Annotated in this window: 20 protein-coding genes; 16 read left to right on the plus strand and 4 right to left on the minus strand. The window is 61.4% G+C overall.

Annotated features, from left to right (window positions below):
• Nucleotides 1-98: 98 nt before the first annotated feature.
• The 4 genes from ETEE_RS01940 to ETEE_RS01955 form a co-directional block, all read right to left on the minus strand.
• Nucleotides 99-380 carry a YfcL family protein gene (locus ETEE_RS01940; protein WP_034162662.1) on the minus strand — a complete coding sequence of 94 codons (282 nt, stop codon included), beginning with the start codon at nucleotides 378-380 and terminating at the stop codon, nucleotides 99-101.
• Nucleotides 381-423: 43 nt separating this feature from the next.
• Nucleotides 424-972, minus strand: a complete 549-nt coding sequence (locus ETEE_RS01945) for an elongation factor P hydroxylase (RefSeq protein ID WP_095666537.1) — start codon at nucleotides 970-972, stop codon at nucleotides 424-426.
• A 100-nt stretch (nucleotides 973-1,072) separates the two neighbouring features.
• Entirely contained in the window at nucleotides 1,073-1,873 is an 801-nt protein-coding gene (locus tag ETEE_RS01950) for a TSUP family transporter (RefSeq protein ID WP_034162664.1), read from the minus strand.
• Between the two features lie 312 nt (nucleotides 1,874-2,185).
• Entirely contained in the window at nucleotides 2,186-3,565 is a 1,380-nt protein-coding gene (locus ETEE_RS01955; protein WP_237753725.1) for an SH3 domain-containing C40 family peptidase, read from the minus strand.
• Nucleotides 3,566-3,968: 403 nt separating this feature from the next.
• On the opposite strand from ETEE_RS01955, the gene ETEE_RS21690 reads away from it, so the two are divergent.
• The 16 genes from ETEE_RS21690 to ETEE_RS02035 all read left to right on the plus strand — a co-directional run bounded on the left by ETEE_RS21690 (nucleotide 3,969) and on the right by ETEE_RS02035 (nucleotide 24,771).
• The gene (locus ETEE_RS21690; protein WP_225865102.1) at nucleotides 3,969-4,532 is read left to right on the plus strand and encodes a hypothetical protein; all 564 of its coding nucleotides are present in this window, start codon (nucleotides 3,969-3,971) and stop codon (nucleotides 4,530-4,532) included.
• A gap of 249 nt (nucleotides 4,533-4,781) precedes the next feature.
• Nucleotides 4,782-5,297, plus strand: a complete 516-nt coding sequence (gene tssB, locus ETEE_RS01965) for a type VI secretion system contractile sheath small subunit (RefSeq protein ID WP_045424188.1) — start codon at nucleotides 4,782-4,784, stop codon at nucleotides 5,295-5,297.
• Nucleotides 5,294-6,781, plus strand: a complete 1,488-nt coding sequence (gene tssC / locus ETEE_RS01970) for a type VI secretion system contractile sheath large subunit (RefSeq protein ID WP_034162666.1) — start codon at nucleotides 5,294-5,296, stop codon at nucleotides 6,779-6,781. The genes tssB and tssC overlap by 4 nt, the downstream gene beginning before the upstream one ends.
• A gap of 69 nt (nucleotides 6,782-6,850) precedes the next feature.
• Complete coding sequence (locus tag ETEE_RS01975; protein WP_034162667.1) at nucleotides 6,851-7,342, plus strand: Hcp family type VI secretion system effector; 492 nt, start codon at nucleotides 6,851-6,853, stop codon at nucleotides 7,340-7,342.
• Between the two features lie 130 nt (nucleotides 7,343-7,472).
• On the plus strand, nucleotides 7,473-8,693 hold the full coding sequence (locus ETEE_RS01980) for a hypothetical protein (RefSeq protein ID WP_034162668.1): 1,221 nt from the start codon (nucleotides 7,473-7,475) through the stop codon (nucleotides 8,691-8,693).
• 8 nt (nucleotides 8,694-8,701) lie between these two features.
• Nucleotides 8,702-9,178, plus strand: coding sequence for a type VI secretion system baseplate subunit TssE (gene tssE, locus ETEE_RS01985; RefSeq protein WP_034162669.1), 477 nt, complete (start codon nucleotides 8,702-8,704; stop codon nucleotides 9,176-9,178).
• A 3-nt stretch (nucleotides 9,179-9,181) separates the two neighbouring features.
• Complete coding sequence (tssF, locus tag ETEE_RS01990) at nucleotides 9,182-11,023, plus strand: type VI secretion system baseplate subunit TssF (protein ID WP_034162670.1); 1,842 nt, start codon at nucleotides 9,182-9,184, stop codon at nucleotides 11,021-11,023.
• A complete protein-coding gene (gene tssG, locus ETEE_RS01995; protein WP_034162671.1) occupies nucleotides 11,020-12,045 on the plus strand; it encodes a type VI secretion system baseplate subunit TssG in 1,026 nt (341 codons plus the stop codon). Before tssF ends, tssG begins: the two co-directional genes overlap by 4 nt.
• A 118-nt stretch (nucleotides 12,046-12,163) precedes the next feature.
• On the plus strand, nucleotides 12,164-14,764 hold the full coding sequence (gene tssH / locus ETEE_RS02000) for a type VI secretion system ATPase TssH (RefSeq protein WP_081926387.1): 2,601 nt from the start codon (nucleotides 12,164-12,166) through the stop codon (nucleotides 14,762-14,764).
• Nucleotides 14,764-16,749 carry a type VI secretion system Vgr family protein gene (locus tag ETEE_RS02005; RefSeq protein WP_034162673.1) on the plus strand — a complete coding sequence of 662 codons (1,986 nt, stop codon included), beginning with the start codon at nucleotides 14,764-14,766 and terminating at the stop codon, nucleotides 16,747-16,749. The genes tssH and ETEE_RS02005 overlap by 1 nt, the downstream gene beginning before the upstream one ends.
• Nucleotides 16,750-16,843: 94 nt before the next feature.
• Nucleotides 16,844-17,146, plus strand: coding sequence for a PAAR domain-containing protein (locus ETEE_RS02010; protein ID WP_012849267.1), 303 nt, complete (start codon nucleotides 16,844-16,846; stop codon nucleotides 17,144-17,146).
• A 13-nt stretch (nucleotides 17,147-17,159) separates the two neighbouring features.
• Nucleotides 17,160-18,230 (plus strand): type VI secretion system protein TssA, encoded by a 1,071-nt coding sequence (tssA, locus tag ETEE_RS02015; RefSeq protein WP_034162674.1) that lies wholly within the window; start codon nucleotides 17,160-17,162, stop codon nucleotides 18,228-18,230.
• Complete coding sequence (locus tag ETEE_RS02020; RefSeq protein WP_034162675.1) at nucleotides 18,217-18,858, plus strand: type VI secretion lipoprotein TssJ; 642 nt, start codon at nucleotides 18,217-18,219, stop codon at nucleotides 18,856-18,858. The genes tssA and ETEE_RS02020 overlap by 14 nt, the downstream gene beginning before the upstream one ends.
• Nucleotides 18,859-18,956: 98 nt before the next feature.
• A complete protein-coding gene (gene tssK / locus ETEE_RS02025; protein ID WP_034162676.1) occupies nucleotides 18,957-20,345 on the plus strand; it encodes a type VI secretion system baseplate subunit TssK in 1,389 nt (462 codons plus the stop codon).
• Nucleotides 20,342-20,992, plus strand: coding sequence for a DotU family type IV/VI secretion system protein (locus tag ETEE_RS02030; RefSeq protein WP_034162677.1), 651 nt, complete (start codon nucleotides 20,342-20,344; stop codon nucleotides 20,990-20,992). The genes tssK and ETEE_RS02030 overlap by 4 nt, the downstream gene beginning before the upstream one ends.
• Nucleotides 20,989-24,771, plus strand: coding sequence for a type VI secretion protein IcmF/TssM N-terminal domain-containing protein (locus ETEE_RS02035; RefSeq protein ID WP_034162678.1), 3,783 nt, complete (start codon nucleotides 20,989-20,991; stop codon nucleotides 24,769-24,771). The genes ETEE_RS02030 and ETEE_RS02035 overlap by 4 nt, the downstream gene beginning before the upstream one ends.
• The last annotated feature ends 14 nt before the right edge of the window (nucleotides 24,772-24,785 follow it).

Raw genomic sequence — 24,785 nt, forward strand, 5'->3', positions numbered from 1 at the left:
GGCGGTGGCGGCGGTGGCGCCGCTGAAGCGGCGCCCCGTCTGTTCACTACGGCGCGATGTATCCTGCCCGCCCCTGAGCGCGCGAAGGATTCCCGGCCTCAGGCTTCATGCTGAGCCCGGCGGTAGAGATCCTGCCATAGGTTGTGTACCAGCGCCTGATCGGGCGGAGAGAGCTCGCCGGCGTGAATGGCGCGCACCAGGCTGGCGCGCACCGCAGCATCCAGCGCCGCGGGCGCGGCCTGCGGCTGTGAGGCGATCTCCGCCACCGCCAGGGTCAGGTGGCCGCGCAGGTAGCCGCCGGCAAATAGCTCATCGTCGCTGGCGCTGTCAACCATCTCATCAATCAGCGTCAAAATACGCTCTTCAAACTCTGCAATCATAGGGATTCCTTGCGCATCGGCATCGGCCGCGCCGCGCCGCGCATCACTGTAAATCGTCGGGATAGGGAAAGTCAGCGGCACTCAGTGCCGGCGTACGATAAAACGCCTGAAGCGCACGGATAAACTGCGCCGGACGCGAGGGGATACCCTCGGCCAGATAGCTCAGCACCTGCTCTCGCACCCGGCGCTGAAACGCGATGCGATCCGGCTCGAAGCTGCCCTCCAGATTATCGCAGCTGACGTTAAAGGGGTAGCCGGCGGCGGCGCAGAACAGCCAGTCCAGCGCCTGCGGCTTAATCTCTACCGCCTCAAAGCGCGACTGCGTGTCGGCGTCCCGCCCGTCCGGGCAGTACCAATAGCCATAGTCCTCCAGGCGGCGACGTGCCTCCCCGGCGATGCACCAGTGTGAGATCTCGTGCAGCGCGCTGGCATAGTAGCCGTGGGCAAACAGAATGCGGTGATCCGGATGCGCGTCATCCGCCGGCAGATAGATAGGTTCGCCGTCGCCGGCCACCAGGCGGGTGTGGTATTCGCTGCCGAACGTCTGCGCGAATAGATCGATTAACTGCTGATAATGATGGGTCTCGGGCATGGTCATCTCTGGGCCTGATGAGAAAATAACGCGCGGCGCCGCGGCGCCGCATCACGGTGGCAGATTGTCGCACAGGCGCCGCCGCCTTGCATCAGCCGCGCTACAGCCAGCGCTGCACCCAGGACAGGATATCGCTGCCGTGGTTGTCATACAGCAGCTTAATGCTCATGATCAGCGACATCACAACGATCATCGGCCGGATCAGCTGCTGCCCGCGGGTTAGCACCATCCGAGCGCCGACGCGGGCGCCGATCGCCTGTCCGACCAGCATGCACAGCCCCACGCTCCACACGACGTTTCCCCCGATGATAAACAGCAGCAGGGACGCCGCGTTAGAGGTAAAGTTGAGCACCTTGGCATGCGCCGTCGCCTGGGGAAGCGACAGCCCCAGCAGCATGACATAGCCCAGCGCATAAAACGAGCCGGCGCCGGGGCCGAAAAAGCCGTCATAAAAACCGACGCTGGCGCCGCCCAGCACGGCAAACAGCGGCATACCGACGCGCCGCACCCCCTCCGTCGCCCCCAGCGACGGCGTCAGCAAAAAGTAGAGCCCGACCCCGATCACCAAAAACGGCAGCAGCTGGCGTAATATCTCCGCCTGCAGGCGCTGCACCAGCAGCGCGCCGGCCGCGGCGGCCAAAAACGTCAGCAGAATGACCCACTTTTGCTCGGCAAGGTTGACCACCCGGCGACGAATAAAGTAGAGGCTGGACGAAAACGATCCCCCCACCGACTGCAGCTTGTTGGTGGCCAACGCCTGGGCGGGCGGCAGCCCGACGGCCAGCAGCGCCGGCACCGTCAACAGTCCGCCGCCGCCGGCAATGGCATCGATAAAGCCGGCGAACAGCGCCACGCAAAATAAAACCCCGAGCAGCTCGGGAGAAAGCAATAGCGTCTCCATGATCCTTGTCTGAACCGTCCCATCGTGTTGTATACGCCCCATATCACATCGACAGCATCGGATACAAAAAACGTATGCATCAGTATGTGATTGAGACCACTAAATAGGCCGCTATCATGACAAACAATCTCGCTGCGGTAACTGACTTTTATCATGCCACCGATGCGATACCCGGCGATGGGGAGCGGGCAGCGCGGGCGATGGGGCGCCTCACCATCTTCCGACGCGGCCCGCGTGCCCACCCGTGACTGCCAAACAGCCGCAGAGCCCGGCGCGCCCACGGCGAAGGGCAACCGGGCAGAGCGGGCAGGACTATTCAATAAAGCCAAGCTTGAAGAGCTGCTTACCGGCCAGCGAAGCCAGCGAGGGATCCTCTGGATAGACCGGCAGCAGGGGGAAAAATACCGCGCCGCCAATGATGCTGCGCCGCTGGCGATCCGACGGACTCAATCCCCAGATATTTTGGTAGGTCATTGGCACCGCCTGCCCATGAACGAGCGAATTGCCGATATACAGCATGATATGCCCCTGAATGTAGACCAGCGTCGTGAATGGCCGGCCATGCGTGGTCAGGTAATCCAGGCGGGAACGGAGGCTATACGGAGAGAGATCGACGGTTCTGGACACCGCCTGAATCTGTGCGGCGGAGTTGCGCGGCAAAAAGATGCCGAACGGCAGCATCAGGCTACGGATCTCCGATGAGCAATCATTGTAAAATTGGTAATTTCCCCAGCCGTAGGGCTTTCCGCCCATGGTTTTCATCAGCGTTGCCATATTCTGCGGCGTCATGCGCCACGGCATGGCGGTAAAGGCGCTGGCGCTCAGCGTCACCCAGCGGAGGCGCGCCTTACCGTCCGCGCCGAGCGTCGGAACCGCCGTTCGGTAATACCCCGGCCACGCCGCGCCAAACGGCAGTATCGTGCCGGGGCGGGCGATAAAATAAAACCGCTTACCGTCGTGCACCGAGACCGGGGCCTGAATAAATGCCCCCAGATTTTTCTGCGCCAGCCTCCGCCACTCGGCGATAAACCGACTATCCGCCGCGGCCACGTCATCGCTTTTGACCCAGCCCATCACCGTGGGAGAGACAACATATTTCCAGCCGGTGTCCCGGCTCAGCGTTAATACGTAGACAGGCGTGCCCGGCCGAATCGACGACATCTGCAGATCGTCGAAGGGATATCCCTGCCCGGCCAGGTGCGGATCGCCGTAGGCCGGCTCCGCGGTCGGCAGTGCCCTGACCGCCGTCTCTCTTAGCGTAATCCCCCGCTGCCCCGGGTGAAAAACGCTATCGATTGTGGATGCGCTGTTCTGCATTAACTGCGCTTTCCACTCAGGCGGATTCAGGCGAAAGTTACTGCCCCAAGAGCGGCTCTCGGGGAGGAGAAACTGGTGAATAATGCGCTCGCGGTTCTCTCTCGCCTCGCCCTGCAGCAGGGCGCTGATATATTCCGCATTCCACGGGGATTTATCCTGAGGATTAATGCCAAAATAGGATGATTTTAATTGGGTAAAATGGCGATGTTGCGCTGACACATCCATTAGCGCAACCGTATAGTCCTTGCTTTCAGGCTGAATCCAGCGGTCGACAGACTGCGGATAATTCTGCAGAGGAAAGCGCGATTTGGTCGGATCGATGACGCTTCCGTGCGCCGTTGCGGGAGGCGATGAGACGCCGCGCCCTCCTTCCATCTGACATCCGGAAAGCAGTAGGGATAAGGCGAATAAGGGCAATTGTATCCACCCAGAAACCGGACGATTTATCATATTTTATCTCCCATGCTGAGCAGCCTGCCCCATTGTCTACATAATGGTCCTCTCGCTATGTCATCGCACATCCAGAATAAACGCCGACTCAACCATCCTTCTATTTTCTAACGCCAGACGAAATATCATTAGCTTTTATTCACGTGACTTATAGATAACTCGATGATCGATAAGTAAACAAACAGCAGATGATACATACGGAACGCTGGATATAACCGAATAACGCGGATTGGCCATAGACAAATGAATCGGTTTTTTTTGCAAAGATTAGATATTTCACCCGCCTACAATAACGAGCTCAATGCTACTGAAAAAAGGATGGCGCGTTATGTTGACTTTGAATTCCGAGCTGGAATGGTCCGGTGTTGGAAGCATTTGTACAGATCAAAAGGCAAAAACCTACGTCAGCGATGCATTTAACATAGCCTATGGGCAGCCGACGAAAGAGCTGCTCCCGGCGGGGACAGCCTTATACAAATTCAATGGATTTAATTCATTGGCAAGGTCCCCGATCACTGACGATAGCCCGCTATCTCCCTGGTGGAGCCCGGTCCAGCCATTCCGGTACGATGGCGGTCTGCGCCAGCGTATGCTGATCGCTAAGCAAAACGGGGTATCAATGAGGGAATGGGGACGACTCACCTCCGTGATCAAAGAAAACTGGAGCTCTCTCGAATACTTACTTGAGATAACCCTCAAGGTTCCCGTCTATGCCTGGTTCGGTGGATTTAAGGGCATGTCGCGCATTGATAATGGTATGACCTCTAGACGAAATATCACGCTGGAACAAAAAGGCCGGAGCTCAATGCTCCCCGGCGGGGCCACACAGTTCTATATTCCAAACCTGACGGTCGGGCATATCAGTAGCCACCAATTTTCAATATTGAAATAGCGCTTATTACGTCAAAACCCATCCTCCTTTCAAGGGAATTATCCCCGAACAGAGCCCCTTATCCCGAGTATTAACGGCCTGCCGCCGGCGCCGTTAATACCCGATGGAAAGCATCGAGCCCGGGGAATAATCGGATAGTCGAGATTGGAATGAATATGTATTTTTTACAAAGATTGGCTAATTCATTCACCTACAATCGCTATCCATAACGTTACGCAGTGTTGTAAGAAATGTTACGGAGATGACTTCATGGCAAGTGAAAGCAAGCAGCATACTTTGGATCGAGTTCGCTCGCCAAGAGTGCAGATTACCTACGATGTGGAGATTGGCGATGCGCAGGAAATGAAGGAGCTGCCATTTGTCATGGGGGTGCTCGGTGACTATTCAGGACAGCCGGCAACCCCGCTTCCCAAGCTGAAAGAGCGCAAATTCGTTTCGATTGATCGCGACAACTTCAACGATGTCATCAAAGGGGTGCATCCCCACCTGTCATTCCGCACCGAAAATACCCTGAGCGGAGACGGCAGCCAGCTGTCGGTGGATCTGCATTTTCAGAGCATGGCGGACTTCACCCCTGAGCGGGTCGCGGCGCAGGTCGAACCGCTGCGTAAGCTGATGGATATCCGCAGCCGCCTCTCTGACCTGAAAAACAAGATGTACAGCAATGAGCGCCTGGGAGAGGTATTGCAGGGCATCATCGAGGATACCGAAAAGCTGCAGAGTCTGGGCAAAGAGACCGGTTTTGGCGAGGAGAAGCAGCCATGAGCGAACAGAACTTGCCAGAGAACAACGCCGCCGAGAGCGCGGCGTTAGAGGGCGGCCTGCTGGATAGCATCATCACGGAAACCCGGATGGCGCGTAGTGACCTGGAGAAGGCGCGGGCCCGGGATCTGCTGGGTGAATGGGTTAGTGAGGTTCTGTCGGGAACGGTGACGGTGTCCGGGGATGTGCTGGCCAGCATTGAGGCGCGTATTGCCCAGATCGATGCGCTGCTTTCCACCCAGCTGTCCGCCATTATGCATGAGCCGGATTTCCAAAGGCTGGAAGGGTCATGGCGAGGACTGCATTACCTGGTACATCAAAGCGAGACCGGTACCGGCCTGAAGATCCGCATGCTGAACGTCAGCCGCAAAGATCTGATCCGCGACTTTAAGAGCGCCGCCGAATTTGATCAAAGCGCGCTGTTCAAGAAAGTCTATGAGGAGGAGTACGGTACCTTTGGCGGCGCCCCCTTTGCGGCCATGATCGGGGATTACGAGTTCAGCAACCACCCGGAGGATCTGTTTCTGCTGGAGGAGATCTCACACGTTGCGGCGGCGGCCCATGCCCCCTTCCTCTCTGCCGCCAGCGCCGGAATGTTCGGTCTGGATAGCCTGACCGAGCTGTCGATCCCCAGGGATCTGGCCAAGGGCTTTGATACGGTTGAGTATGCCAAGTGGAAGTCGCTGCGTCAGTCGGAGGATGCCCGCTATATCGCCCTGGCCCTGCCCCATGTGCTTGGGCGGCTGCCTTACGGCGCCACGACGGTGCCGGTAGAGGCATTCAACTTTGAGGAGGATGTCAACGGCAAGGAGCATGGCAAGTATCTGTGGCTGAACGCCGCCTATGCGCTGGGCACCCGCCTGACCCAGGCCTATGCCAAATATGGCTGGTGCGCCGCCATCCGGGGAGCCGAAGGGGGCGGCCTGGTGGAGGGACTGCCGGCGCACACCTTTACCACCGATGATGGCGAAGTCGAACTCAAGTGCCCCACCGAGGTGGCCATTACCGATCGCCGGGAAAAGGAGCTGGCCGAGCTGGGATTTATCGCCCTGACCCACTGTAAGGGTACCGACTATGCCGCCTTCTTTTCGACCCAGTCGGTGCAAAAGCCCAAGGAATATGACAGTGACTCGGCCAATGCCAACGCCAGGATCTCCTGCCAGCTGCAATATATTATGGCCACCTCACGCTTCGCCCATTACTTAAAATCGATGGTCCGCGACAAAATCGGCAGCTTTATGAGCCGTAGTGAATGTGAATATTTTCTCAATCAGTGGATCAGTAATTATGTGGTCGGCTCGGATGATGCCGGCCAGGATATCAAGGCGAAATATCCATTACGGGAAGCCCGTATTGATGTCAGTGATATTCCAGGCAAACCGGGGTTCTATAAGGCGGTAGCCTATTTAAAACCCCATTTCCAACTGGAGGGGCTGACCGCGTCTTTACGTCTAGTCGCCGATCTGCCACCGCCGGCGCAAGGCTAACTATTTGGCCGAGCTTATTTACCACGTATATCCAAAACGCAGTTTATCTTGTCACAAGAGAGGTCCGCTATGGCTTTTGATACATATATCAAACTGGATAAGGTTGATGGAGAATCCACCGATGATAAGCACAAAAAATGGATTGAAGTGCTGGGCTTTGCCTGGGGAGCCGGCAACGAGTGCACGATGGAGAGCGGCACCCAGGGGCTGAATACCGGTAAGGCCATGATGTCGGTCCTCCGAGTCACCAAATGGATGGACAGCGCCAGCGTCAAACTGGCCTCCGCCGCCGTTCAGGGGCAGAACTTTCCCACGCTGGAGCTGGAGATTTGTACCCAGGCGGGCGATAAGTTCGCCTTCTGCATCTACAAATTTACGCATGTCGCCGTCTCCAGCTATCAATGCTCCGGGGCCACGGGCGGCAGCGACCGTCCGCAGGAAACCATTGATTTCGCCTATAAAGAAGTGACCTGGGAATATATTCCCCAGGATCAGAGCGGCAAGGCGGGCGGCAAAATCGGCCCTGAGGGCTGGAGCCTGATTACCAACAAGAAAAAGTAAGACACTCACAGCGGGGCGCAGTGCGGTGGGCGTCCGACGGACTTCACTCTGCGCTGTCCCCCGCTGGATACGGATAGGCGATATCCCTTCTGCTTTATATGCAGATAGGCTACATCGGTAGGAGCATGTGATGAATATTGACGATCTCACTGATGACGAGCTGTGGCAACAGCTGGGGCCAAAGCCAAAGCGGCAAGCCGGGTTTTACAGTGCGGCAGTGCTGCCTACCGACATACTCCGTATGGCGGACGTTGTCATCACGCATGAGCTGAAGTTCGACTCAGAATCCTTTGGTGCGCTGCTGAAGAAGCTAAAGGCGTACCAAGATGATGCGATGAATCAAAAAGCCACCTCACTGCTGCGCCCGCCGCAGTGGCCTATCGACAGCCATCCTGCTGATGCGGGGGGACATAGTATCAGCGTCCCGCAGGTCATCGGCCACATCGGAACCCTGACCTCCAGCGCCAATCAGGCTGCTGCGCTGTACGGCTATATCCAGAGGGCATCGGGGCCGTTACCAACGGATGCGCGAGGCATCGCCACCTTTTCAACCTCAACGGTATCCAATGTGCTGGGTACCGCGAACCTGATCAATACCGCTGACAATATCTTAGGAAACCCATTGCCCAAGCCGGCCAAAACGGCGCTGACGGCGGTGAACAAGATGGCGGAGGGGGTCTCCCCCTATATCGCGCTGACCAATCAGATCATCGCAGCCACGCAGGGAAGTGTCTCCGTCGGCGGTAACGCGTTACTGAGCACCGTCGGCCATGCCGTGGGCGGCGGCGTCGGCGCCGCGCTGTCGGCCGCCGCCACCCCGGTCGGGGTCATACTGAGCCTGGCCCTAACCTCGGCCGGCGTGGCGTCGACCATGAATGTGTATGGCACGCTGTGGGATCTGCGCCAGCGTTTGTATCCCTGCACCTGCGGCCAGTGCGATGGACGGCTCAAGTTTATTATCGAACGCTATGATCAAAGCAATATGGCCAAAGCGACAGCCTTTGCCGCCGGCTTTATCATGGTGGGACTACTCCCGCTGATGGCGATCGGAATACGCAAGCTGCACCACCGCAGGCAGGGCACAGCCTCCCACAAGCACCAGATGTGTTTACAGATGATTCAGGCGGCCAGAAGCCGGGGAATCCAGATGCAAGGAACCCCCGGCGCGGCGCCGCTGAACGGAAAACCCTGTATGCCCGGCTTTCAGGTCACCACGCCGGGCTGCCCGACCGCCATCGCCACCATTGCGCTGCTGATGGGAGAGCACGGAACCAAAGACGGCTATCTGAAAACGCTGGCGATCATGCTGTCGACCGACGGCGTCGACAGCCTAAAAAAGACAATCCCGTGAGTTAAGCCATGATCCTTCATCATATCCTCCGCCCCTCCGTGCTAGATCGTCTGTTCGATGATTTCCCGCAGGAGGGAACCGAACGGACATCAGAGCGCCGGTATGACCTGGCCCACTTTCACAGTGCCGTCAGACGGGATGTGGAGGATGTGCTGAATACGCGATCCGCGCTGTCGCTGGATACCGTTCAGTGGCCCGAGCTGGAAAAGTCGCCCCTGAATTATGGCCTGCCGGACTGTTCAAATCTGAGTGCCGCCAACGCCGAGGATCGGGAGTGGATCCGCCAGCATATCGAGCGGGCCATCGATCTGTTTGAGCCCCGGCTGAGCCAGGTCCGGGTGCAAATCTATCTGGATGAGAAAACCGGCATCAGTCAGCTGATATTCAGGATCGAGGCATTACTGGAGGTGGATCCCACGCCGGAGCCGGTGATGTTTGATGCCGTTTTGGATGTTTCAACGCAGCTGTATCGAATTGACAGGTGACGCATGGTCGAGCTATTGCCCTACTATAACCGGGAGCTGGCGTTCCTGCGCCAGCTGGGACGCGAGTTCGCCTCCCAGTATCCCAAGGTGGCCGGCCGCCTTCTGCTGGAGGAGGGGGTATCGGAAGATCCGCACGTCGAGCGGCTGATCGAGGCCGTGGCATTTCTCTGCGCCCGGGTGCATCACAAGATTGATGAGCAGTTTCCCGAAATTACCAATGCGCTGCTGGGGATCCTATATCCCCACTACCTGCGCCCGATCCCCTCCCTCTCCCTGGTCCAGTTTTCGGTCGATCCGGCGCAGACTAACCTGTCAGGCCCGCTGCGCCTGCCGCGGCATACCAACCTGCTGTCCCGCCAGGTGGATGGCATGGCATGCCGGTTTCGCACCGCCTACCCGGTGGAGATTTGGCCCGTATCGGTCATCCATGCCTGCTTCGCCCCCGCGCGGCAAACCAGCCTGTCAGTGCAGCAGCAGGGAAGCGCCGGTCTGATCTGTATCCGGCTGCAGACCCATCCGGGGCATCATCTGAATACCCTGGGGATGGATAAACTGCGCTTCTTTCTCCAGGGGGAGCCGGCCGTGGTGCACACCCTGTATGAGCTGCTGTTCAACAATGTCACCAAGGTGGTCCTGCGCGCCGGAGCGTCGGAGTGGACCCTGCCTGCCGGCATCATCTCACCGGTAGGATTCGACGAGGATGAGAGCCTGTTTGACTACGATGCCCGCTCGTCCCAGGCCTACCGCCTACTGCATGAATACTTTGTCTTTCCCGACAAGTTCCTGTTTTTTGATATAACCGGGCTGCTGCAGGCCACCCCGCTACCGGAGGCCTGCCAGGAGATCGATCTGTTGATCCATCTGTCGGCGTTCGAGCGGGAGGGACGCCTGGCCAAACTGACCGATACCATCGACGCCTCCACGTTCCGGCTGGGATGCACTCCGGTGGTCAACCTGTTCCGGCAGCGGGCAGAGCCGTTGCAGATAACCCACCGTAAAACCGAGTACCCGATTATTCCCGACGTCCGCCGCCCCTGGGGCATGGAGGTCTATTCGGTCGATGCCGTCAGCAAGCTGGTCGAGAATGGCGGGCAGGAAAAGACGAAGTGCTACCGCCCCCTGTTCGGCCTGCATCACGCCAACGACAGTGAGCCGCAGCGGGTGTTCTGGATGGAAAACCGCCGCGGCGGGCTGCACGGAGATGACCCGGGGCAGGATGTCTACTTATCCCTGGTGGATTTGGATTTTGACCCCAACCAGTCATCGACGGAAACCCTGAGCATCGATGTAACCTGCACCAACCGTGAGTTTCCATCCCTGCTGCCCTTCGGCGGTGTCCAGGGGGACTTCGAGGTGGACGGTGGCTCTCCCGTCACCCGGATCCACTGCCTGCGCAAGCCGACGCCCACCCTGCGTCCGGCCCACGGCAGGGCCGCCATGTGGCGGCTGATCTCTCACCTGAACCTGAACCTGCTCTCCATCACCGGTGAGAACGAGGAGGCGACCGAGGCGTTCAGGGAGCTGCTCGGGCTGTATAACTTCAGCGACTCCCCCGCCCTGCGTCAGCAGATTGCCGGCATTGTCAGTATCAATAGCCAGCCGGCGACGGCGCGCCTGTGCAGCCGGAATCAGGCGGCGGTGGTGCGGGGCATCGAAATCACCCTGGTGCTGGACGAGAGCCAGTTTGAGGGCTCCGGGGTGTATCTGTTCAGCGCCGTGGTGGAGCGATTCGTCAGCCAGTATGGCGCCATCAACAGCTTCACCCGCCTGCACGTCCGCACCCGGCAGCGGGAGCAGGCGCTCAAGCGCTGGCCGCCGCGGGCGGGCAAGGCGGTGCTGTCATGAGCGACGCCCTGACCCCACAGTCCGTGCTGGAGCAGCTGTATGCCCGGCCCTACGAGTTCGATTTTTTTCAGGCCGTCAGGATACTGGAGCTGCAGCAGCTAAAGTGTGGCTGCCAGGAGCTGCCGCTGCGCTTCCGTACCCATCTCTCCCTGGCCACCCCGGCCAGCAGTATCTATGCGCTGCAGCCCCCTGCGACAGACCAGCCGCAGGTCATGACCATCAACTTCATGGGGCTGACCGGCCCCTCCGGGGCACTGCCGACGCGGTATACCGAGATGCTGCTGGAGCGTCGCCTGCAGCATCGGGATCAGACCGCCCACCACTTTTTTGATCTGCTCAATCACCGTCTGATCACCCTGTTTTACCAGGCATGGCGCAAGCATCAGGCGACGGCCGATCTGGAGTGCGGCCTGCAGGCCGACTGGCGTCAGATGCTGCTCTCCCTGGCCGGTCTGGGCACGCCGGGACTGCAGAACCGGCTGAAAAAAGACGGCGTCAATGACGATGTCTTTGCCTATTACGCCGGCCGGTTCGGCGCACGCTCGCTCAGCGAGGAGGGGCTGCGCACGCTGCTGACAGACTATTTTTCCGTACCGGTCGAGATCCTGCCCTTTCAGGGGCGATGGCTGAAGCTGGATGAGGCGGATCGCCTCTCCCTGGGGCGCCAAAACTGCACCCTGGGCGAGTGGCCGGTGCTGGGGCGGCAGGTATGGGATGCCCAAAGCCAGTTTAGGATCCGCCTCGGCCCCCTGCGCTATACGCAGTTTCAGGCGTTTTTGCCGGGGGGCAAGGACTTTCGGGCGCTGACCCGGTTGGTCCGTTTCGCCATTGAGATCGCCGTAACATTCGATATTCAGCTGGTGCTGGCCGCCAGCGAGGTACCGCCCTGCACGCTGGGCGATGGCCAGGCCGGGGCGGCCCGCCCCGGATGGATTGGCTGGCTGGGCGGCCGCCCCGCCAGGCTAGGCGATGCCGACGAAGTGGTATTACAGGCGTCAGGGGAGCGTCAACACGCGCGATAAGCCGGGCGTGCTGACCAGATGCCCGGCGGCCAGCGCCTCTTCAGGCGGAAAGAGGGCGGCCGGGCGAAGTGACTGACATTCATTAACGGGAAAGCCCGTTTTTCGGGGAGAGGGTTCAGTGAATACAGATTTGAAAGCCTTGACGGGGAAAATGAACCAGACCTGCCATCAGGCGCTGGAGGCAGCGGCGGGCCTGTGCCTGTCGCGGGGCCATCACGAGGTCGAGATCGAGCACGTGCTGCTCAAGCTGCTGGAGACGGACAACACGGACCTGGCGCGCCTGCTGCAGCACTATGGGGTCGACGCCGGCCGTTTTCAGCGGGACGTGGAGCGGGCGCTGGATCGTCTGAAGGGCGGATGTAGCCGGCAGCCGGTGCTTTCCCCCCACCTGCCGCGGCTGCTGTCTGATGCCTGGCTGATGGCCTCCGTCAACTGTGGCGAGAGCCAGATCCGCAGCGGCCATCTGGTCATGGCCCTGCTGGATGACCCGGTGCTGCAGCAGCTCGCCAGGGCGCTGTCGCCAGAGTGGGCGGCGTGGTCAGCGGCAGATCTGCTGCACCAGTGGCCCGCGCTGGCCGCGGGCAGCAAAGAGGCGACGGCGCGGAGCGCGCCGGGCGCCCCCCCCTCACCCGCCCTGGATCAATACACGGTAAACCTGACCGAGCGAGCCCGCCAGCATCAGCTGGACCCGGTTCTCGGGCGCGACGGCGAGATTCGGCAGATGATCGATATCTTACTGCGCCGCCGGCAGAACAACCCGATTCTTACCGGTGAGGCCGGCGTAGGAAAAACCGCCGTGGTCGAGGGGCTGGCCCTGCGCATTGCGGCCGGAGAGGTGCCGGATAGCCTGCGCGGCGTTGCCCTGCGGATGCTGGATCTGGGCCTGCTGCAGGCGGGTGCCAGCGTCAAGGGCGAGTTTGAGCGGCGCCTCAAGGCGGTCATCGACGAGGTGAATGCCTGCAGCGAGCCGGTCATCCTGTTCATCGATGAGGCCCATACGCTGATCGGCGCGGGAGGCGCGGCTGGCCAGAATGATGCCGCCAACCTGCTGAAGCCGGCGCTGGCCCGGGGAGAGCTGCGCACCATTGCCGCCACCACCTGGAGCGAATACAAAAAATATTTCGAGAAAGATCCCGCCCTGGCGCGGCGCTTCCAGGCCATCAAGGTGGAGGAGCCCAGCGAGGAGATCGCCATGGTGATGCTGCGCGGCATGCTGACCAAAATGCGCCAGCACCACCGGGTGCGGATTCTGGATGAGGCAGTGACGGCCGCCGTCAGGCTGTCACACCGTTATTTAACCGGCCGACAGCTGCCGGATAAGGCGGTCAGCGTGCTGGATACCGCCTGCGCCCGCATTGCGCTCGGGCAGCGTACCCTGCCGGCCCCCGTCGAGGACGCATGCCGGCATCTGGAGCATCTCCAGACCGAGATCGCGCTGCTGGAGCAGGAGCAGGCCGGCGGCCTCGATCACGGCAGCCGTCTGGCGACGCTGCAGGAGCAGGCCCGGGTCGCCCGAGAGCACTATCAGACCCTGGAGCAGCGCTGGATAGAGGAGTGCGAGCGGGTCGCAGACATTCAGGCGCTACAAGCGCAGCTGGAGCAGGAAGATGGCCCGGAGCGCGCTGAGGTGCTGGCCCGACTGGAGCAGGCCGTTTTGGCGCTTGAGCAAATGCAGGGCCGGGAGCCGCTGGTGCAGACCTGTGTGGATGAGTCCGCCATTGCGGCGGTGATCTCGGCATGGACGGGGATTCCGCTGGGCAAGATGGTACAGGATGAGCTGGAGATGGTCCGCCAGCTACAGACGCGGCTGGCCGAGCGGGTCATCGGACAGCCCTATGCCCTGGAGACCATCGCCCGGGGTATTCGCCTGTCCCGCGCGGGACTGGAGGATCCCAACAAGCCCATCGGCGTGTTTCTGCTGGTCGGTTCCAGCGGCGTGGGAAAGACCGAGACCGCGCTGGCGCTGGCCGAAACCCTGTATGGCGGCGAGCGCAACCTGATCACCATCAACCTGTCGGAGTTTCAGGAGGCCCATACCGTTTCGACGCTGCGGGGCTCGCCGCCGGGCTACGTCGGCTACGGCGAGGGCGGCGTGCTGACGGAGGCGGTACGCCGCAAACCCTACAGCGTGGTGCTGCTGGACGAGGTGGAGAAAGCCCATCCGGATGTCCTGGAACTGTTCTTCCAGGTGTTTGACAAGGGGATCATGGACGATGCCGAGGGGCGGGAGATCAACTTCCGCAACACCGTCATACTGCTGACCTCCAACGTCGGCAGCGACACCCTGATGGCCTACTGTCAGGACGGCATGACGCCGCCCGAGCCGGAGCAGCTGTGCGAGGCGCTGCGGGACGAGCTGACCCAGGCCTTCAAGCCGGCCTTTCTCGGACGCCTGCAGGTGGTGCCCTACTACCCGGTGCGGGGCGCGGTGCTGAAACAGATTACCCGTCTCAAGCTGGATAAGATTGCCCGCCGCTTCCAGCGCAATCATCAGGCCACCTTCCATTACGACGAAGCCCTGGTGGACGGCATCGCCGAGCGCTGTACCCAGCCGGACAGCGGCGCCCGCCTGATCGATAACATTCTGTCGGCCCAGCTGCTGTCCGGTATGGCGGACGCGGTGCTGGCGCGGATGGCCGCCGGTGAGCCGGTGTCCGATATCACCGTCTCGATGGATGAGCACGGCCGGCTGACGGGATCGCTAGAGGGGAGTGACTGATGGGATTAACGTCGGATAGCCGGCTGTTGTCCTTGTCCACCCCGCTGGGCAAGGATGCCTTACAGGTGGTGCAGTGCCGGGGCGAAGAGGCGATCTCCGACCTCTACCGCTTCGAGCTGGAGCTGTTCTCCACGGACCCTGCGCTGGAGTGGCAAAAGCTGGTCGGGCAGGCCGCCGCGCTGCGGCTGGCCTTGCCGGATGGCCAGACTCGCTACTGGCATGGCGTGATCGGCCGGGCCTCATACCGGGGCGCCGAGCAACACGGATTCGCCTATTATGCCGAGCTGGTGCCGCGCCTGGCCTGGCTGCAGCACGCCCGGGAGTGTCAGATCTTCCAGGAGAAGACGGTGCCGCAGATTATTGAGGCGGTGCTCAAGGCGCGGGGCATCAGCGATTTTCGCCTCGCCCTGTCGCAGCGCTACGCCCCTCGGGAATACTGCGTACAGTATCGCGAATCGGACCTCGACTTCATTAGCCGGCTGATGGCGGAGGAGGGCATTTTCTACTGGTTCGATCACAGCGAAAGCCGCCATGTGATGGTACTGGCCGATGGCAATGCCGCGGTCCAGCCCTGCAAGGTGCGCTCAGACATCGTCTACCGACCAAAGCATATGAGCGAGTCCGGCGATGATATCCAGTGGTGGATGCCCTCCCTCGCGGTCGTGCCGGCCAACGTCCTCCTGAACGCCTATACCTTTGAACAGCCGACCGCCAGCTTGCTGACTTCCAGCGCCTCGGTGGCCAAGCAGGGCAAACTGAGTGACGTGGCGGTCTATGATTTTACCGATGGCTATACGCAGACCCGCGAGGGAGAACGGCGCGCCAAGCTGAAGATGGAGGGGCTAGAGGCCATGCAGGCCCGGATAGAGGGCGGCGGGCGCTGCCGCACGCTGGCCCCGGGCTATGGCTTCAGCCTGCAAAAACATCTCCGCAAAGACTGTAACGGTGACTATCTGCTGTTAAGCGTACGGCACGAGATCGTCAACAACCTGCCGTGGCAGGACCAAGAGGTGAACTACCAGAACCACTTTATCTGCCTGCCCAAATCCCTGCCTTACCGGCCCCTGAGCCCAACGCCCCGCCCGGTGATCCATGGCGTACAGACGGCCGTGGTCACCGGCCCGCAGGGCGAGGAGATCCATACCGATCGGCATGGCCGGGTTAAGGTCCATTTTCACTGGGATCGCCTGGGCACACAGGATGATAAAAGCTCCTGCTGGATCCGGGTGGCACAAGGCTGGGCCGGGCTGGGCTGGGGCGGGATGCAGCTGCCCCGGGTAGGTCAGGAGGTGATCGTGGATTTTGTCGATGGCAATCCGGACGCCCCCCTGATCACCGGTCGGGTCTATAACGCCCACCAGACGCCCCCCTTCAAGCTGCCTGACAATAAGACCCAGAGCGGCATTCAGACCCGCAGCACGCCCAATGGCAATCCGGAGCACTTCAGCCTGCTGCGCTTCGAGGACAAGATGGGCGCGGAGGAGGTGTTCATACGCTCGGAGCGGGATTTTCGCCGTCTGGTGAAACACGATGACGAGCTGACGGTCGAGCACGACCGGAGGGTGACCATCAAGAATGACTGCACCGAAACGGTCTCCGAGGGGAACTACCTGCAGAGCATCACCAAGGGCAAGCATACCCGGGTGATCGAGGGCGACACCCGCACGGAGGTGAAGTCAGGCAACAGTACGCTACAGGTGGACAAGGGGGATCACGCCACCAGGGTATCGGCGGGAAGCCTCCATCTGGAGGCCGGCACCTCGATAACCCTGAGCGTGGGCAGCAACCGTATCGTCATCGACAGCGGCGGCGTACTCCTAGAGGGCATGAATGTCACCGTGAAGGGGAAACAGTCCATTGCGCTATCCGGCCTCAGCGTCGCGATAACGGGCACCCAGTCGGCCAGCCTGAGCAGTTCGGCTGAGGCGGAGGTCTCCTCTTCCGTGATGACCTCCATCAAGGGCGGCATTGTCAAGATCAACTGATTTTTTCTCTCCGCACCCCCGCAGAGCCCCGCGCTTCGGCCCAGGCGCTGCGGTAAGGGAGCGGTACTTACGCAACTGAATAAGGAGTCTATCCATGGGACAACCTGCCGCGCGTTTGACGGATATGCACGTCTGCCCGATGCAGACCCCGGGCGTCCCCCCGGTGCCGCACGTTGGCGGGCCGGTCATCGGCCCCGGCGTTCCCACGGTACTGATCGGCGGACTGCCGGCGGCGGTACTGGGCGACATGCTGACCTGCGTCGGCCCGCCCGACACCATTATCAAGGGCAGTGCCACGGTGCTGATCGGCGGCAAGCCCGCCGCCCGCATGGGCGACAGTACGGCCCATGGCGGCACCATCACGCTGGGTTGCCCCACCGTGTTGATCGGCGGCTAAGGGAGGATGCGATATGACTATCTTAGATATGGCGCGTTTACTGGCCCCCATCAGTGAACACCATCCTGCGGGAGAGGATATCAGCTTCGACCCGCTATATGACCAGATTCGGGAGGCCCGCCGGGCCGATGCCGACTACCTTGGCCAGGGGGAGTGGGTCAGCGCGCTCAAACAGTCAAACTGGGCCGAGGTGATCCGCCTGACCTGCGAGGCGCTGGCGACGCGCAGCAAAGATCTGCAGCTGACGGTGTGGCTGTGCGAAGCCCTGGTGCAGCGGCATGGGTTGCCGGGGCTACGGGATGGGCTGCTGCTGCTGGACAGCCTGCTGGAGCGCTATTGGGCGGAGATGTATCCGGCGCTGAGCGAGGGGGATCTGGAGGGCCGGGTGAGCCGCCTGGAGTGGCTCAACCAGACCCTTCCCCCGGAGCTGGGCCTGCTCCCTCTGACGGCCGCCCAGGATGGACGCGCCTATGGCTGGCTGGACTGGCAGATCTCCCGGGAGGTCGATAACCTGAAGCGGCTAAACAGTGACGCAGCGCAGGTGGCCATCAGCGAAGGCAAGCTGGATCCGGATGCCTGGGATCTCGCCGTCAGCCATACGCCAGGCACCTTTTATCTGACGTTGCAGGACGCGCTGCAGCAGGCCATCCACGCATTCCAGGGATTATCCCAGCGGCTCGAGCCCTTATTCGGACGGGATGCCCCGCGGGTAAGCGATGTGGCTGAGCGGCTGGAGCAGATGCTCCGGCTGGTGGGGCGTCTGGTGGAGGGCAAGGGGGTGACGCTAGCCCGCGACGCAGAGGAGCACGCGGTGGCGCCGGCAGGCGCAGAGGCGAGCGCCACGCTCAGCCCCCCCTCTTCCGGCGTGGCCGGCGCCCCCCGAACCCGCGAGGAGGCCATCCGGCAGCTCAGCGGCATCGCCGCGTTCTTCAGGGAGACCGAGCCGCACAGCCCCGTCTCCTACATTGTGGATAAAGCCGCCCGCTGGGGCAATATGAGGCTGGATGAGTGGATCCGGGAGGTCGTGGAAGATGACGGCACCCGGCGGATGCTCAAGGGTGTACTGGGCTATGATGAAGAATAAGGCGATCTGGGGAGCCGTCGGCTGCCTGCTGCTCAGCCTGATCGGCTGCACCTCCGACTCGGCAAAACAGCAGGCCCGCAGCAATGTACAGTGGCGGTATGGCAGCCAGGCCATTCTGGTGAATGCGCAGACCGCCCCGGATCTGAACAGCTACGACGGCGAGTCGCACAGCCTGGTGCTGGCGGTGGTGCAGGCCCGTTCGCCTGAGGCCTTCTATCAGTTAACCCAAAACCCCGAACTCGCCGGCCACGTCTTGCAGGGCGGACGTCCCCCTGACGGGGTCTTGCAGGTAAGCCGCTATGCCCTGGAGCCCGGCCACGCTTTCCGCCTGGTCTTGGATCGCCTGCAGGAGGCGCGCCAGGTGGGGTTCATCGCCGCGTTCTACGGCCTGCCGGTAGCGCAGACCTCCCGCCTGTTTGAGATCCCGGTCGCCGTAACCCGCTCGGGGATACTGTTCCCGGACTGGCAGGCCGCCCCCTCCCCCGTGGCGCTGACCCTGAAGCTGGATAACAGCGGGATCGGCGAGGCGGTCATCAATCCGGTAGAGAGTATCCCCCCGGCCCCCGACCCGGCCGACGCAGCGGCGGTGGCGACGCCAATCCGGCTGAGCGATATCAGCGATCCCTAGGCGCGATCCGGCGGCCCGTCCATTACGAATTACAAATTAAACATGCAGTTATAGTAAAAAACTGCGCCAACTCTCCACTCTGGCCTTTAGGGTAATAGATGAAAATTCACAAACCAGTTTATTGGCATCAGGGCATGTTTTTACAGCCGCAGCATTTTCAGCTGGCAGACCTGCATAGCCAATTTCAGCTCAAGCCATTCCTGGATTCCGGACTGCAGGATTTTTGGGGAGTGGGAGCGCTGACCATTGCGGAGTCAGCCCTGGGCAACCAACAGCTCAATGTCCTGTCGGCTGAGCTGCTCTTCCGGGATCACAGCTATGTCGTATGGCCGGGCAATAGCATCTGTAAGCCGCGCTCCTTCGCCTCGGCCTGGCTGGATCAGAGTCGGCCGTTCAATGTCTACCTGGGGCTGAAGAAGCTGGACACGATCGAGTCCAATGTGGCCGTCGTGCCACAGCTTGAGGATGGCGCAGGCCGGAACATCCGCTACGTGACGACCCAGCAGGGAGACAAGCTCGCAGATTTATACTCGGATGGGCCCAAAGCCGAGATCCAGAGCCTGCACTACGTGCTGCAGATACTGTGGGAGAGCGAGGTTGAGAAGCTGACGGATTACAATATCCTGCCCATCGCCCGGCTGGAGCGCCAGGGCGAAGTGATTCAGCTGTCTAGGAACTTCATTCCGCCGTGTTACATCATGGGCGGCTCCGAGAGCCTGATGCGGGTGGTGCGGGATGTCCGCGACGATCTGGCGGGTCGCGCCCGCCAGTTGGAGGCCTATAAAAGCCCACGAGAAATCCGCAAGGCAGAGTTCGATGCCAGCTTTCTGATGTTTCTGCTGGCCCTGCGCACCCTCAACCGCTACGTGCCGCTGCTGTACCAGCTGACCGAGTCACCGCAGATCCATCCGCGCAAGGTCTACGACGTACTGCGGCAAATCGTCGGCGAGCTGTCCACCTTCAGCGAACGCTGCGACATGCTGGGATCCCCGGACGGAAACCACCCGGGACTCCCGCCCTACCGCCATCAGGATATCGCGCCGGGTCTCTTCGCGGTACGCGATCTGATTATTAATTTATTGAATGAAATATCGATCGGCCCCGATTTCCTGATCGCCCTGGAGCCGAGCGGAGAGTACCTGACGGCGCGGCTCCCCAAGAGCCTGCTGGAGGAGCGTAACCGCTTCTACCTGATCGTCCGCAGTGACATGGCACCGGATGCCCTGCAGGCCGCGTTCCGGGCCCGCGCCAGGCTGGCCGAGGCCGGCGCATTGCCCTTACTTATCCAGCGCGCCTTGCCGGGGATCACGCTGACGCCGCTATCGTCAGTTCCCGAGGGCCTGCCCCGGCGCTCCTGCTCGTTTTATTTCAAGATCGATAGCCAAAGTGAAGCCTGGCGGCAGGTCGCCCAGAGTTGCCACATCGCATTCAACTGGTTCGATGCCCCAGATGACCTCAACGTAGAATTGGTAGGAGTGAGCCGGTGAGTTTATCGGAAGCATTTATTCAGCCCATGCTCTATGTACGGCAGTATCTGCAGGCGCCCGAAGGCGATGCGTCATTATTCCGTGAGCGGCTGCAGTCATACCTGCACCACAGCCGGATCCGGGCCCAGGAGGAAGGGGAAAGTCCGGCGGCGATCGACGCCGCTATGTATGCCGTTGTGGCCTGGATGGATGAGGCGATCCTGTGTTCGGCGTGGGACGGCGCTGCGACATGGCGCCGTGAGCCCCTGCAGGCCGGCTACTTCAACACCGTCTGCGCCGGGGTCGACTTTTTCGACAGGCTGTCCGCCCTGAGCCCCGAGGCCGACGGCGTCAGGGAGGTCTATCTGCTGTGTCTGGCCCTGGGGTTTGAGGGGCGCTATGCCGGCCCGGCGGGCCAGGCCGCGCTGATGCAGATCAGGATGCACCAGCTGAGGACCTTGCACGGCGAGGTATGGGAGGCGTCGCAGCATTTATTTCCAGAGGCCTACCCGCGCCCCTCACTCACGCCGACGCAGCAAAAGCGATGGCTGACCCACGGCCGCTTTACCACCATCGTCGTGCCGCTGGCCATCCTGGCCGCATTGTATGGCATTCTGAACTGGGTACTATATGAATACGCGGATATCGCGCTGGAGTGGCTGCCATGAAACGTCTCTTCAAATGGATCGCTGTCGCACTGATCCTGATCGTACTGGCGATACTGTGCTGGCTGCTCACGCTGTGGCAACGCTGGCCCGCCGCCGCCGCATGGGTGCTGTTTCTCAGCATTCTGGCCGGCGCCCTGCTGACCCGCTATCTCTGGCGTAAGGCGCGGGCATGGCGTACCCGCAGCCTGGAGGCGGAGCCGGTTGAAAAAGCCCGGGCCGCGGAGCGCCATCCCGTGACGCTACAGCGCCAGTGGAAGGCGGCCACCACCCTGCTGAAGCACTCCCAGCTGCGCCGTTTCCGCCACCCGCTGCAGGTTCTGCCCTGGTTTATGCTGCTGGGCCGCCCGGGGACGGGTAAATCGGCGCTGCTGGCGCAGTCAGGCCTGGCGGCACCGCTGGATTTGCCTCATGAGATCAATGACGGCAAGGCGCCCGTCGACTGGTGGTATTTCGACAAGGCCGTCATCCTGGACATCTCTGGCCAGTTTGTACAGCCGGAGGCATCACAGGATACCCGCACGGCCTGGAACAAGATGCTGGATCTGCTGGGGCGCGATCGCGACCGGGCCGGATTGAACGGGCTGGTCCTCACGGTGTCGGCCCAAACCCTGCTGTCCGAGGACGGCGGCGGCATCGTCGATGAGGGACGGCTGATTCGCACCCGCATAGAGCAACTGATCCGTCTGTTCGATAGACGCTTCCCCGTCTATGTCCTGGTGACCCAAATCGACAGCCTGTACGGCATGGAGGCCTGGTCCCACCTGCTGACCCCGGAGGTGCTGGATCAGGCCATGGGCCATGTGGTGGATGAACCGGAGAACGGCCGCGACGTCCGTGACGTGATCGATATCGCCCTGGGCAGGGTCAGCAGCCGGCTGAAAACCATGCAGCTGACGATGCTGCTGCAGCACCCGGATGCCGATCCGGCCTTATTGATGTTCCCCACCGAGCTGACCAGGCTGGCCGGGCCCCTCAAGCGCTATGTCTATCATGCCCTGGGAGACAGCTCCTATCTGGAGTCGCCCATCTTGCGCGGCGTATTCTTCGCCAGCGCAGTCCAAAAGGGAAACACCCGCAGCGGGCCCCCGGATCAGCAGGAGATTGCGCTGCAGGAGGCGGCACATGACACCGTCAAGCGCGGGGTCTTTGTCCGGGATCTGTTTAACCGCGTTCTGCCGGCCGACCGTAACCTGAATCGCCCCGTCGCCGTGACCAGCCCCTGGCGACGTCTGAACCGCCACCTGGGCCTGTTCACCTGGTGGCTGTGCGTGGCCGCCGCCCTCGGCTATCTCGGCGTATCGGTCGTGTACTGGCAGCATACGCTGGACGATCTGCGCCAGCGCTATCCGGCAACCATGGCCATGAATAGCGCCCTGCCCCACAACATGCGGACGCTGATCGCACAGCGGGATGCGATTTATTGGCTGGAAAGCAGAAACGCGCAGTGGGCCAGCCGAGTACTGGCATTCCAGCATCAGCTGTTCTCGGTTGAAGAGGATGCAAAATCGCAGTATGTAAATGATTTCGGCAAATATATATTGCCCACGCTGGACAAAGCGATTCAGCAGAGTACCACGGCGGAGCGCATGGCATCCCATCCGGATGGCCTGGTGAACGCTATTCAGGTGGAGGTCCGCCGCGCCAACCTGCTACAGGCGAGGCTGCGGGGCGCCAGCGATGAGGCGCTGATGGCCATGCCCCCCATACCGACCCCGCCCCTGCGGTTACTGTATCCGAGCCTGGATTCGGATACGGTCTCCCGCTTCAATGACCTGTTCCTCTCCCAGCTGGCCTGGTCATCGGATGTCCAGCAGCAGAACGCCCGCCTGCTGCGCCTGCAGGAGCGGCTCCGACAGCTGGCGGCGCAAAGCGCCACCCTGGACTGGGTCATTCCGTGGGCAAACGCCCAGCCGGATCTGACTGGCGTGACCTTGGATGACTTCTGGCAGGGCTCACTGCGGCCGGATAACCTGCCGGAGGTCGCCGCGGCCTATACCCTAGAGGGACAGCAGCGGATCCGCGCATTCCTGGTGGAGATGCGCAACAGCATGCCGAACGACATCGCCTTCGACAAAAAACTGGCCGCATTCAGGCATGAATATGCGCAGAAGCGATTGCAGGCCTGGCAGGATTTCGCCGGACACTTCTCCCAGGGAGAGCGGATCCTGGCCGGCCAGGGAGAGTGGCAGAGCACCATTGACCGACTGCCCCACGATGACAACCCGTATCTGCGCCTCGCCCGCCGCCTGCTGAACGAGTTCGCCGACACGCCGGATGACTTGCGTCCAGGCTGGCTCCGAGTGCTCCCGCAGTGGCTGGAGATACGTCAGCGCGCCCACCAGCAAACCATCGTCAGGGTACCCGGACTGGTCAGCGACGTCGGCGGCATGATCCTGCGCGGAACGGCGCAGAAGGGCGCGCTGGATCAGACCCGCAGCCAGCTCGTCAGCCGGCTGGATGCCATCCGCCTGTATCAGGAGTATCAGGCGGCCATGACCCAGGCCATGAACAGCGTCGTCATCAGCCAGGCCCAGGCCACCAAAGTGGCGGCGGACTTCCATGGCTTTGACAGCCAGCAGAGCGGACAGTCCTCACTGCAGACGGCCTATGCACGCCTGATGAGCCTGCGCAGCCTGCTGGGATACAACCGGTCCGATGAACAGCTCACCTGGGGACTGATGGCGGGCCCCTTACAGCTGGTCATTCGCTATGCCGATCAGCAGGCCTCCTGCTTCCTGCAGAGCACGTGGCAGGACCGCGTCATCGCGCCATCGCGCTGGACCCTCAACCAGGCCGAGCGGGCGGACAAGCTGTATGGTGACAATGGGTTGCTCTGGACCTTTTTATCCGGACCGATTAAGCCGTTTATCCAGCGTAACGAGACGGGCTGGCAGGTGGTGGATACGCTGGGGCAGTCAGTCCCCTTTACCGCAGACTTTCTGCCCTTCATCAACCGGGCCCTGATCCGTCAGGTTGATCTGAAGGCCGGGAAAATCGAGCTGCGCCAGAAACAGCAGCAGGCGGTCCTAGCCCAGCAGCAGAAAAAGCAGCGCTGGCAAACCGCGGCCGCCGAGTCTGCCGAAAAACTGGCGGAGCTGAACACCAGCGTCAATGCCCTGAAGGCGAAAAGCTATCCCGTCGCCCTGACGGGGCTGCCGACGGACGTCAACAGCGACGCCCGGGCCAAGGTCGTGGGAACCCTGCTGACCATGCAATGTACCAATGCCACGCTCCGGCTGAACAACCTGAACTTTGCCGTGATGCAAAGCGTACTCTGGTCACAGCAGCAGTGTGGCCAGGTGACGCTGCAGATCCGGCTTCCTGCCTTCACGCTGACCCGCAGCTATCCCGGGCCTCAGGGCTTTGTCAGCTTTTTGCGGGATTTCCAGGGCGGAGCCCGCCGGTTTACCTCGGCGGACTTCCCCGCCGACAAAAGTCGGATGGCGGCGGTCGGGCTAACCCAGATTACGGTACGCTACCGTATCGCCGGACAGGAGACCCTGCTGCAGGACGCCGCCCAGCTGACGCAGGCAGAACGTGATATTCAGTCAGCCCAGCGTCTTCAGCAACAGGCGCAGCAGGCCCTGGCCACGCTGAATAAGCCGACCACGTCGGAGATCCTTCCGCCGCTGGATGCACTGCCGGGGCTGAGCATGATGAGTGTACCGGAGCGCATTGGGCAGTGCTGGCGGGGGGATATCCGCCTGGCCAGAGAAAACGGCGGCATTGGTCAGCTGATGAGTGAACTGGTCGCCAAGCAGGTCACCGACCGGCCGTAATGCCGGCGGCGGGA

It is taken from the genome of Edwardsiella anguillarum ET080813 (assembly GCF_000264765.2).
Taxonomy (GTDB): Bacteria; Pseudomonadota; Gammaproteobacteria; order Enterobacterales; family Enterobacteriaceae; genus Edwardsiella; species Edwardsiella anguillarum.